We start from the raw sequence: 11,622 nt of genomic DNA on the forward strand, positions 1-11,622 counted from the left end.
AGTGTGTGCTAAACTATTATTGTCTTTAGACATGGGACTTCCTCCGTGCTGGTATTTTGGTTGGCGAACCAAAAATATTTTAGCACCACGGGGAAGTTTTTTTAATACCACGCTGAAAGCTTTTTGGAACCCCGGGCCTAGCCCGGGGTTTTCGTTTCCATAAAAAAAGCAGTAGATTCTTCCCGAATCTACTGCTACCTATTAGCAAAAAATGTTTTTCTCTATATAATTATTTTTCCCTCAAATACCAACTATAACTTTGAAAATCTCCTCTAAGCTCCACTGGAATACTCAAACCCACATACATAAGCTCGTCTCCACCAAATACTTGGTCCGTCCCAACCAACTGATATTGCTTGTTTGGATCAATACCAGTTACCTTTAAAAATTTCAATGGTGCCGCAGGTTCTGCTAAAACCGAGAAATAGAAAACGAGAGCTTCCGATTGATCATCATTCGTAAATAACCACGCCGTTTCGTTTCCTTCGAATGGACTTAATAGACGGTAAAAATGTCCGAATTGGACCAGTCCTCTGATTTCCTTGTATGATTCCACCTGCTTTTTAACCACATCTTTTTCACTTGCCGGCAGCTTGGTTAAGTCGAGTTCGTATCCTAAGTTTCCTGACATCGCCACATCCCCTCGAATATCTAGTGAGGTGATTCGGTCTACTTGATGGTTCGGAACAGCCGATACATGAGATCCCATCGATACGATTGGATACACAAGGCTCGTTCCATACTGAATTTTCAAGCGAGAAATGGCATCTGTGTTATCACTCGTCCACGTTTGAGGCATATAGTATAGAATGCCAGGGTCAAATCTCCCTCCACCACCTGAACAGCTTTCGAATAGCACATCTGGGAAAGATGAAGTAATCTTCTCCATCACCTGATACAACCCAAGCATGTATCGATGCGCCGTCTCTCTTTGACGGTCCGGTGGAAGAAGAGCGGAGCCGATTTCTGTCATATGACGGTTCATATCCCATTTCACATAAGAGATTGGGGCGCTTGCCAGAATATCACATACCCTTTTGGTAATCTCCTCGCATACATCCTCCCTTGAAAAATCAAGAATTAATTGATTTCTGCTTTCTGAATTTGGACGATGCGGCACATGTAGACACCAATCTGGATGCTCGCGATACAGGTCGCTATCCACAGAGATCATTTCAGGTTCAAACCATAAACCGAACTGCATTCCTAACGAATTTACTTCGTTGGCAAGATGATTTAATCCTTTAGGGAGCTTGTTTTGATCAACGAACCAATCGCCTAATGATGTCTTGTCATTGTCTCTTTTTCCAAACCAACCATCATCCAATACAAAAAGCTCAATACCTAACTCATTTCCTGCTTTGGCAATATCCATAATTTTATCTGCATCAAAGTCAAAATACGTCGCTTCCCAGTTGTTTACTAAAATCGGACGCTCTTTATCTCTAAACGTTCCTCTTACTAGTCGTGAACGATAAAGGTCATGGAAGGTTCTAGACATATCACCTACACCTGATGAGGAATACACCATGACGACCTCAGGAGCTTGAAACTCTTCCCCACCTTCCAGTTTCCAACTGAAATCGAATGGATTAATTCCCATCGTCACTCGGGTGGTACTAAATTGATCCACTTCTGCCTGAGCCAGGAAATTCCCACTATACACGAAATTAAATGCGTACACTTCGCCTACATCTTCCGTTGTCCCTTTTCGTAACAAAGCGATAAACGGATTATGCTGATGAGAGCTTGCTCCTCTTGCACTTTCAATGGACTGAATGCCGTGACGAAGAGGCTGTCTGGCAATATGTCTTTCCTTCACATGCGCACCGTGAAGATGTAAGAAATCAAAGTCTGCATCCATAAAATCAACGCTCATACTTAGCGCACTCAAGAGATTCATATTTTCTGAGCTATCATTTTTAAATCTGACCGACCTCGTAATCACATTCAACTGTTCAAACACTGTATAGCTCAGGATAACAGTTAGCCCCGCTACCGGATCCTTCAGGGTGATCTCTAGAGTCTCCGCTTCGTTTTCGTCCTCCACATAGGTAGCTGGCAGACCCTCAAGCATCTTTTTCCCTTTAAAAATCACATGCGAATCATAACGTAAGTCAGAGACCGTCGACCCGTTTGGCAATTGAATTTGGTAAGCAGGCTTTCTAAAATCCGTATTTCCGTATTGAGGGTATTCCTGTGGCAAGGTATCTAATGAAAACGTACGATCCTCCTTTTGTTCATAAGGATTTCCAGAGAACCCACGGTCTACCTGTTGGATATAATTCGAATGACGGTATGCCTTAATTCTCTTACCCCAGTACAAATGAAGCAAATAGCCACCTTTCGCGATTTGTATCACATAACTTGTATCTTTTGCCTGCAAATGAAAGAGGCTATCTTCCGAACGATATTGAATTCCCATGTTGAGTACAACTCCTAACTGAATAATTTACTTGATCGCACCTTTTACCACTCCACCAATGATCCATCTTTGTGCAAATAAATACACGAGAACCATTGGAGCTAGCGCTAATAAATAAGAAGCAAATGCCAAATTATAATCCGTTCCAAATTCCGTTTGGAACACATATTGCACGAGTGGAAGTGTTGCGTCAGCCGAATCACTTAAAATAATTAACGGAAGCAAGAAATCATTCCAAGCCCATAGGCAGGTTAAGATTCCTACTGTCGCATTGATCGGTGTCAGCAATGGGAAAATCACCTTCCAGAACACTCCCCAGGTGCTGCATCCATCAACAATGGCCGCTTCTTCAAGCTCTTGTGGAATGGAACGAATATAGCCTACATAAATAAAGATATTCATTGCCATTCCGTACACTACATAAAGAAGAATCAAGCCAGCCGGATTATTCAAACCTAGTGCAGACGTTTGTTTCACAACCGGTAACATGATAATGGGAAACGGAATAAACAAAGCACTGACGAAATAGAAATACAGCGTTTTAAACAGCTTACGATGCATATTTCTAGCAATTGCATACGCAACCATGGAGTTTGATAGAATCGTGAATACTAATGTAAAAATCGTAATAATCGTACTATTTTTCAAGGCACTAAAGAAGTTAGTCGCTTCGATCGCTCTCGTGAAATTGTCCCAGTGCCAGTTCATCGGGAAAGACAAGGCTGACTGAGCCAGCTCTTGAGGATTTTTCATCGCAATGGAGATAGCCATATACAACGGAAAAATGATGAGTAAGGAGCCTAAAGTGATGAGTATCGTTACCGGCCAATTTGTTCTTTTTTCCATCACATATCCATCTCCCTTTTTTGTAAAATTTTTAACTGAAACACTGAGATTAGCATAATCACAATAAAGTAAATCACTGCATTCGCAGACTGGAAGGCAAACTCTCCACCACTAAACCCGCCAGTATAAATGAGTAATGAGATTGATGTAGTCGAGTTCCCAGGCCCTCCTCCGGTCATCGCCACAATCTGATCAAATACCATCAAAGAATTCTTCATCGATAACACCATGTTAATCGTGAAAAATGGAGCAATCATCGGGAAGGTCACCTTCCAAAATTGTTGCCACTTATTTGCTCCATCCAGGCTAGAGGCTTCATAAAGCTCAGAAGGAACCGTTTGTAAGCCTGATAGATATAAAATGATATTAAATGCACAAGCCTGCCATACAAACACAAGTAAAATTCCAATCCAGGCAAAGTCTGCGCTACCAAGAATATTGGTTGTTAAAAACTCAATTTTGTATTTTTCACCCAGATCAGGAAGGATATTGGTGAAAAAGAAGTTAAAGATAAATCCGACGATCAATACACTTAACACATTCGGCAAGAAATAAACGGCTCTAAAAAAGTTTCGCCCTTTAATTTTCGAGTTTAATCCGATGGCGACTGCCAAACTAATGATATTTACAAGAATCGCAGCAAAAATAGCGAACTTAAAGGTGAAAAGGTATGAATCAAGTACGGTTACATCTTTAAATAGATTGATATAGTTCTTCAATCCAACAAAATCATAATCTAAGCTGATTCCATTCCAATTCGTAAAAGAATAATAAATTCCCTGTAGAGCCGGGAATGTGTGAAACGCCGCAAAAAGAATTACGGCTGGTAACACCATGAAGTAGTAGGTCAATTCTCTAGACTTAATTTTTCTCTTTGTTTTATTAGCAACCTTAGGAGAAATATTCTGTGCTTGAATAGCAGGGTTGTCTTCTTTCATCAGTTTTTCACTCCCAATGTAAGGAAAAAGAAATTGGGAATCCCAATTTCTCCTCCTAAATATTTATTTACGATCCTGTACTTTTTCCCAATCTTTTTGCAGTTTTTCAAGGAACGCATCCACATCTTTCTCAAGTACTAATGTTTGTAGCGTTTTCTCTGGTGCCACTCCCGTAGGAATATAGTGGTCAGGGAAATCCGTTAAAGCACCCTTCTCAAAGCTAGCTTTTAGATCTGCAACAGATGGGTCATCCTGCGTGATCCCGTTTAAAGCAGAAAACGAGTTTTGTTCCTGAATATACTGCTTCGCATTTTCTTCTTCTAATAGGAATTCAATGAACTTTTTCGCTTCTTCAGGATGTTTAGAAGATGCAGCTAAGCCTAAGATCAGATCCACACCAGATATCACTTTCACTTCGTCCGCATTGTTGGTAGCAGGGAAAGGAAATACTCCTAGCTCAAGATCCGGGTTTGCCTTTTTAATTTCGGGAATCGCCCACACACCTTGTAAGTACATGGCTGCTTCTCCGTTAGCAAAGGCTGTGTTTCCATCATTGTAGCCAACACCTTGCTGATTTTTATGACCATATTCTGTTAATTGGATCATCTTTTCCGCAGCTTCCTCGTATCTTTCACCAGCAAGAATATTGCCCTTGTTTAATTCTGAGTAGAAATCATCACCTTGTGTGTTCGCAACTAGGGCATTAAATGAAGGCAATGTTGTCCATGCATCTTTATATGTATGGAAGAAAGGAGTTTTCCCTGCTGCTTTAATTTTTTCAGAGACATCAATAAATTCATCCCATGTGTTCGGAATTTCTAGACCAAGCTCTGTAAAAATAGCCTTATTGTAAATGACTCCTACCGCATTCGTAGCAAATGGAATTGCATATACTTCATCAAGGCCAGACACATCCTTTAGCATCTGTACGTATGCTGGTTGAATCTTTTCCAAACTTTTATCATCAGAGATATCGGTAAAAACTCCAGCTTCGGAAAGATCCTTATAGGTCATATCCCCACCGACTCCGATAATATCAGGAATATCACTCTTAGAAACTCTTGTTCTTAAAACAGTGGATGGCTCAGGCGGACTCGCTTGCTCCACATCGATATTTGGATTTTCTTTTTCAAATTTAGCGATCAGCTTATCAATGGTTTCCATTCCTTCACGCTTATGATGGAAAAACTCAATCTTTACTTTGCCATCAGATGAAGCTGCATCCCCTCCACCACAACCAACTAGAAGAGACATTGATAATACACCAGCAGAAAGAATTGCAATTGTCTTTTTCATGAAAAAATCCCCCTATAATCAATTTTTATTAGGAACCAACATCATGTTCATGCCTTTTTTATTTCTGTGCTTTCCCTTAGGATGAGTTCAGTTGGAAGAATTACTTTCATTGGAAGCTCTCTTCCTTTTATTCGGTCTTGCAGAAGTTTCACTGCTGTTTTCCCCATTTCAAAAGAATGGATTTTCACAGTTGAAAGGGCTGGTTGGAGATAAGCAGCTGCATCAATATCGTCAAAGCTAATGATGGATATATCTTCAGGAACCTTGATCCCCGCTTCATGCAAGGCTCGAAAGGCCCCGAGAGCCATTGGGTCTGAAGCACAAACCACTGCGCTTGGTAACTGTCCCGACTCGATGAGTTGATTCATTAGAACATAGCCCCCATTGGGACTCCAATCTCCCACTAGCACACGTTCTTCTTGATAGAAACCTTTTTCCTTCATGATTTTTTCATACGCTAGCTTACGAGCATCCTCATCCCCTACAAACTCTTGGTTGTATAAGCCCTTAAAGAAGACTCCTCCACCCATATAGGCAATATCCTTATGTCCTAACTCAAATAGATGTTTGAGCACTTCATCGGTAGCATTTTCTAAATCTGAGATCACCACGTCATATCCCTTTTGCTCTGGAACTGAGTCGATAAAAACTATTTTCTTGTTATCGAAGTAAACATCTTGCAGTTCTTCAACGTTCACTCTACCGATAACGATTAATCCGCTTAATCCAGACAAGACCACAGAGTTAATATCACTTAACCCAACATTAAAAACAGAGGTAATATTTAACCCGTATTCTTCACTAGCCATTTCAACTCCATTACGGATGCTCATAAAATATGGATCTCGTGCCTCCTCTTCCTTTGTTGTAGTTAGTAAAAGCCCAATATTGTGTGTTTCCGTACCCTTTTCCGCTTTCACACTCTTTTTTCTAGCAGGCTTATAATTTAATTCATGAACAACTTCCTGAACTCTTTTACGTGTGATATCAGAAACAGAAAGCGTAGGGTCATTATTTAAAATTCGTGAAACCGTTGCGGTTGAGACATTTGCATGCACCGCAATGTCTTTGATTGTTGTCATATGATCACAGCCTTTTATTAAGTAAAATTTACTAAACTTATTGTTATGAATATATCAATAAAAACGGTTACATTCAATAGATTTTTATAAAATAATTGAATTTTTATCATAAATCTTAGTAAACACTTAGTAAAATAACTTATAATTTCAGTTACGTTAACTAGTTATGCGGACGGAAAAAGGATCTCCCTATGGAAGATCCCTTTTTGTTTTCTAAATTCCTACCTTTTGATTAAGCTGCTCCTCCACTAAAGGCTGCTTTAACGACCACATCACCACCGGAATAAGCAGTAACGAAAGAATTCCTCCTGCAATAGAAAGTGTTGCATAGCTAGAATACGCAACCACTACCCCAGAAAGCACCCCACCTGATGCACCTGATAACGCAACAAGAACATCAATAGTCCCTTGTGTCTTCGCACGCGTGGAAAGACTTGTCGCATCCACTAAAATCGTCGTTCCACTAATCAAACCGATATTCCAACCGAGTCCCAAAAGAATAAGAGCGACCGTTAGAACAAACATGCTATCCGTCGGAGCAAATGCAGCCATAACCCCTGCGGCAAGTAAAATGCTACCTGCTGCAATCGCCATGGAGATCCGTCCTACCTTGTCAACAAGCATCCCCGTTAAAAGAGATGGCAGGTACATGGCACCGATATGAAAGCCAATAACCATCCCTACCTCTTGTAAACCATGGCCATGATGCCCCATATGAATGGGGGTCATCGTCATAATCGCTACCATGACTATTTGAGTTAGCACCATGATGGTTGCAGCCGCAATGATTCCTTTTTTATTAATAGCCGTTACGGCAGTCTCCTTGTTAAGGTGATTGTTTTGACTCTCTCTCTTAGCAATCGCCTTCGCTACAATAAGTGGATCGTGTCGTAGAAAAATAAGAATCATAAGTCCCGCTAAGATGAAGGCAGCCGCACCTAATAGGAAGGGACCAGCTAATGTCGGTACCCCGATTGAGGCAGCAAACTCTCCCATGGGACCAACCAAGTTCGGGCCCGCAACCGCTCCAAACGTTGTGGACACTAGCGCAATACTAATGGCTGTTGCTCGTTGTTTTGCATTGGCTAAATCAGTCCCTGCATAGCGCGCCTGTAAATTCGTTGCCGTTCCTGCTCCATAGATTAACAGAGAAGCAAAAAGGAGGATGATATTGCTAGCTACCGCAGCAAGGACTACACCTATTGCTCCAAGTCCTCCCGCTAAAAAGCCAGCAGCTAAACCAAAGCGGCGTCCATATCGGTCAGAAAGATGACCAACTAGCAATGCCGAACCCGCAGACCCTAATGTCAGCAATGCAACCGGAAGACCTGAAAAGCTATCCGTCCCAAGCATATCCTTGGCAAGAAGCGCCCCCACAGTGATGCCCGATGCAAGCCCCGCCCCTCCAAAAATTTGAGATAACACGACAATCAGAAGCGTTCGTTTGTATAATGCTTGTTGCTTTTCTTTGGAGTCAATGTATGGGTACACCCAGGATGGATGGTTTTCAGTTTTAGTTGACATAATTCTAATCCCCTTTCTTCCATTGTACTGATTCCTTTATTATACTACTAGGGGTATGAATTGGTAAGATAATAAATCTTGTTTCCAACATCATCTCACTATTATATAAGACTACCATATCATACAAAATATGTATTTTTAGAGAAAGGAATTTCATTTTACATAGAAAAACGGCTGTTTACGAAACAGCCGTTACTGCGAAAACGTTTTTACATTATTAATAATAATAAGGATACGGATAAGGCGGATAATAAAGGTAAGGATAAGGGTACGCATATCCAAAACCAGGACCTGGAGTTAATAATGCACCTGCAGCAAGACCTCCTAAGAAGCCTAGACCAAAACCTCCAAAGCCAGGACGACCGAAACCTGGTCTACCAAATCCAAATCCTGGTCTGCCGAATCCAAAACCAGGTCGACCGAATCCAAAGCCAGGACGAATTCTTACATCATGTGTTAACATTTGATGTTCATTATTCAAGGTAATTCCTCCTCTATTGTATTTAAATACAATAAAAGGATATGCGGCGCCAGCCTATTCGGTATGGGTGAACGCCTTTACGAAGGAGATTTTGTTAAGCCTGAATCTATATGCTGACTCAACTTAATTAAGGGGAGCGTTAATTTATAAAATACAGTTGTATTGGCATCGTTATTGGTATCCAGTAAATAAGCGGAGAATTTCCGGTTAGATGCAAAATGGAGCCTCGTTTGGGGATAATAAGGGGAGGTTTTCCGGTTAAGCAAAGCAAAACCATCTATTTTTACGTTTTTCGGGGTAATAGGCGGAATTTCTTCGTCTATTAGGACTATTTTTTTATATTATTTACTACTTAAGCGAAATTTCTCCGTCTATTGATCAGATAGGCTGCTTAACCTGATCGCCCAACCTATAAGTGCGAACCCTCCTAGTCCCAGATGCGGGAATCAGCATTTTTTTAGCGACCAGTTGAGAAAGTATTTTTTTTACCGTCTTGTCACTTAGCTTCAAATACTTCTCAACTTCTTTAGGGGATATAACTTCTCCTTTTCGAATCGCTAGCCGAAGCACTTCCTTTTCTAGAAAGGACAGAGATGTCTGGTCTAGTTCATCACCCAGCCATCGGCCAATCACTTGCTGAACAATCTGCTGGCATCGACGGGGCTGCTCTTTCACTTGGTCATAGGAAAAGCGGATCACAGTCCATCCATCAATCACCAGCTGGTTTTGACGTTCCAGGCTGTCAGAAAATTGCCATCTGCTTATGCTCTTTAGGTGCGGGCCATACCCGTCGACTTCCAGGCAATTCCGGACGGCTGGACGAATATAAGCAAAATCCAAATACCTTTTGCCATCCTTGAAATCATCAACTTCATATTCTGGATGAAGATACTTGAAATGGTGATATAAAGGCCACCACACTTGCTTCAAAAACACCATTTCAGCCTGATTGTGACCTTCTTGTAAACGTCGCAACCGTTCACCGGTTCTTGCCTGCAAGTGAGCATTCAAAAAGGCCTGGTATTCTTCTTCAAATCCCATAACATCTTTCCTCCTATCTAAATACTGATGTAGAACATCCACAACATGGGCATTTAATAATCGGTGCTACGAATGAATCGTTCAATTATTTATTCAGTTGAACTTCGGATAAATAAACTTTATAAGTGTAAATGCGAGTGAAAAAGAAGTTTAATGTGGTTGGAGAATTGTAAACGACAAATAAAGACATGCGGAGTAGTTAAGGAAAAAGACTCTTTTGAGAATAACTTGGGGATAGAACTATTTTTAGATTAATAGAATTCTTACATTTGTCAATCCATTTTTTTCTTTCTACAACATTTTAACCTCTCCATCCTGTCAGCATTCATCAAAATGAGGTACTCTTGGACTTTTGGAGATAAAAGTCACTTTCTTCTAAAATTTGTCTTGTCCCTCATCGAGTGACCAGCAAAAATAAGCGTAGAATTTCCGGTTAGATGCAGAATGGAGCCTCGTTTGGGGGTAAATAAGGGGAGGTTTTCCGGTTATGCAATGCAAAATCTCCTATTTTCGAAGTTTTCGAGCCAATAGTCGGAATCTCTCCGCCTATTTAACCCTTTTTTAATAATAATTTCTAATTAAGCGGAATTTATCCGTCTATTTATCAGCTCGGGTGCTTTTAACCTGTTCCGCCAACTGACCATCTTAGAAACATTAACAAATAAAGAAAAGACGTATGACAAAATCCATACATCTTTTCTGAAGAAAGCACCCGAAAATATCTATGCAGTGATTTCCTTTTTATTCACCTTAGACTCAACCTCTTGAACGGGTTTAAACTCCCCTTCTGTCTTTGAAATAACAACCGTTGCAACACCGTTACCGATAAGGTTCGTGATAGCTCGTGCTTCTGACATGAAGCGGTCAACCCCAAGGATAAGTGCCATACCTTCTACTGGAATCGAAGGGAATACGGCTAGTGTCGCAGCTAGCGTGACAAAGCCTGAACCGGTAACACCTGCAGCTCCTTTCGATGTAAGCATCAATACCCCTAGAAGTGTCAGCTGTTGCCAAATACTTAGATCTACTCCATAGGCTTGAGCAATAAACAATGCAGCCATTGACAGGTAAATGGAGGTTCCATCTAGATTAAAGGAATACCCCGTTGGAAGAACAAGTCCTACCACTGGCTTGGAGCAACCGTACTTCTCAAGCTTTTCCATCATTTTAGGAAGAGCCGCTTCAGACGAGGAAGTCCCTATCACAAGAAGAATTTCTTCTTTAATGTATGCAATAAACTTAAAGATACTGAATCCGAACATTTTAGCAATTCCACCAAGAATAAGAACAATAAATAGGGCCATGGTGATATAAACCGATCCCATCAGCTTTCCAAGATAAACAAGTGAGCCAATTCCGAATTCACCAATCGTATACGCCATTGCTCCAAATGCAGCGAACGGAGAAACCTTCATGATGATATTTACAATGCCGAAGAACACCTCTGTGATCTTTTCAAAAAACTCAATAACTGGTTTCCCTTTCTTTCCTAAATGAGCAAGAGAAATTCCAAACATACAAGCCAATAAAAGGACAGGTAGCAGTTCACCATTCGCAAACGCACCAATAAAGCTATCAGGAATGATGGAAACAACAAAGTCCATAAATCCGTGACTCGTTTCTTCAGCAGCCTTTGTGTATTGAGAGATATCTCCCTTCCCTGCCTCCGCATCAATCCCCTTACCCGCTTTAATCACATTCGCAACGATAATTCCAATTGCTAACGCAATCGTTGAGACGATTTCAAAATATAGCAGGGCTTTCCCACCAATTTTTCCAACCTTCTTTAAATCCCCCATGCCTGCAATCCCGATGACAATCGTTAGGAAAATAATTGGTGCGATGACCATTTTTACTAGCTTAATAAATATATCAGCGATCACTTTTAACTGTGATCCAATCTCCGGAAACACAAACCCGACGGTGATCCCCAATATAATACCTAGAATTACTTGAGTGGTAAGACTCTTAAAATTAATTCTCATGTGG

9 protein-coding genes are annotated in these 11,622 nt (G+C 40.8%); all 9 read right to left on the minus strand.

Annotation, left to right across the window (positions count from 1 at the left end; all coding sequences use genetic code 11):
• Positions 1–229: 229 nt before the first annotated feature.
• Positions 230–2,425, minus strand: a complete 2,196-nt coding sequence (locus ACVBAX_RS15730) for an alpha-galactosidase (RefSeq protein ID WP_447117849.1) — start codon at positions 2,423–2,425, stop codon at positions 230–232.
• 27 nt (positions 2,426–2,452) lie between these two features.
• Positions 2,453–3,271, minus strand: a complete 819-nt coding sequence (locus tag ACVBAX_RS15735) for a carbohydrate ABC transporter permease (protein ID WP_447117850.1) — start codon at positions 3,269–3,271, stop codon at positions 2,453–2,455.
• Complete coding sequence (locus ACVBAX_RS15740) at positions 3,271–4,107, minus strand: carbohydrate ABC transporter permease (protein ID WP_447117978.1); 837 nt, start codon at positions 4,105–4,107, stop codon at positions 3,271–3,273. Before ACVBAX_RS15740 ends, ACVBAX_RS15735 begins: the two co-directional genes overlap by 1 nt.
• A 165-nt stretch (positions 4,108–4,272) precedes the next feature.
• The gene (locus tag ACVBAX_RS15745; protein WP_447117851.1) at positions 4,273–5,505 is read right to left on the minus strand and encodes an ABC transporter substrate-binding protein; all 1,233 of its coding nucleotides are present in this window, start codon (positions 5,503–5,505) and stop codon (positions 4,273–4,275) included.
• Positions 5,506–5,552: 47 nt separating this feature from the next.
• Complete coding sequence (locus tag ACVBAX_RS15750; RefSeq protein WP_447117852.1) at positions 5,553–6,587, minus strand: LacI family DNA-binding transcriptional regulator; 1,035 nt, start codon at positions 6,585–6,587, stop codon at positions 5,553–5,555.
• 213 nt (positions 6,588–6,800) lie between these two features.
• On the minus strand, positions 6,801–8,111 hold the full coding sequence (locus ACVBAX_RS15755; protein ID WP_447117853.1) for an MFS transporter: 1,311 nt from the start codon (positions 8,109–8,111) through the stop codon (positions 6,801–6,803).
• A 217-nt stretch (positions 8,112–8,328) separates the two neighbouring features.
• Positions 8,329–8,574 (minus strand): spore coat protein, encoded by a 246-nt coding sequence (locus tag ACVBAX_RS15760; RefSeq protein WP_447117979.1) that lies wholly within the window; start codon positions 8,572–8,574, stop codon positions 8,329–8,331.
• Positions 8,575–8,970: 396 nt separating this feature from the next.
• Positions 8,971–9,633, minus strand: coding sequence for a DNA-binding response regulator (locus ACVBAX_RS15765; RefSeq protein ID WP_447117854.1), 663 nt, complete (start codon positions 9,631–9,633; stop codon positions 8,971–8,973).
• A 722-nt stretch (positions 9,634–10,355) separates the two neighbouring features.
• Entirely contained in the window at positions 10,356–11,618 is a 1,263-nt protein-coding gene (locus ACVBAX_RS15770; RefSeq protein WP_447117855.1) for a dicarboxylate/amino acid:cation symporter, read from the minus strand.
• Positions 11,619–11,622 lie beyond the last annotated feature (4 nt).

Source organism: Robertmurraya sp. GLU-23 (assembly GCF_052983275.1).

Coding starts and splice junctions, on each gene's coding strand:
- ACVBAX_RS15750 (WP_447117852.1), bottom strand. CDS start 6,587: ATGACAACAATCAAAGACATTGCGGTGCATGCAAATGTCTCAACCGCA.
- ACVBAX_RS15765 (WP_447117854.1), bottom strand. CDS start 9,633: ATGGGATTTGAAGAAGAATACCAGGCCTTTTTGAATGCTCACTTGCAG.
- ACVBAX_RS15760 (WP_447117979.1), bottom strand. CDS start 8,574: ATGTTAACACATGATGTAAGAATTCGTCCTGGCTTTGGATTCGGTCGA.
- ACVBAX_RS15730 (WP_447117849.1), bottom strand. CDS start 2,425: ATGGGAATTCAATATCGTTCGGAAGATAGCCTCTTTCATTTGCAGGCA.
- ACVBAX_RS15735 (WP_447117850.1), bottom strand. CDS start 3,271: ATGGAAAAAAGAACAAATTGGCCGGTAACGATACTCATCACTTTAGGC.
- ACVBAX_RS15740 (WP_447117978.1), bottom strand. CDS start 4,107: ATGGTGTTACCAGCCGTAATTCTTTTTGCGGCGTTTCACACATTCCCG.
- ACVBAX_RS15755 (WP_447117853.1), bottom strand. CDS start 8,111: ATGTCAACTAAAACTGAAAACCATCCATCCTGGGTGTACCCATACATT.
- ACVBAX_RS15770 (WP_447117855.1), bottom strand. CDS start 11,618: ATGAGAATTAATTTTAAGAGTCTTACCACTCAAGTAATTCTAGGTATT.
- ACVBAX_RS15745 (WP_447117851.1), bottom strand. CDS start 5,505: ATGAAAAAGACAATTGCAATTCTTTCTGCTGGTGTATTATCAATGTCT.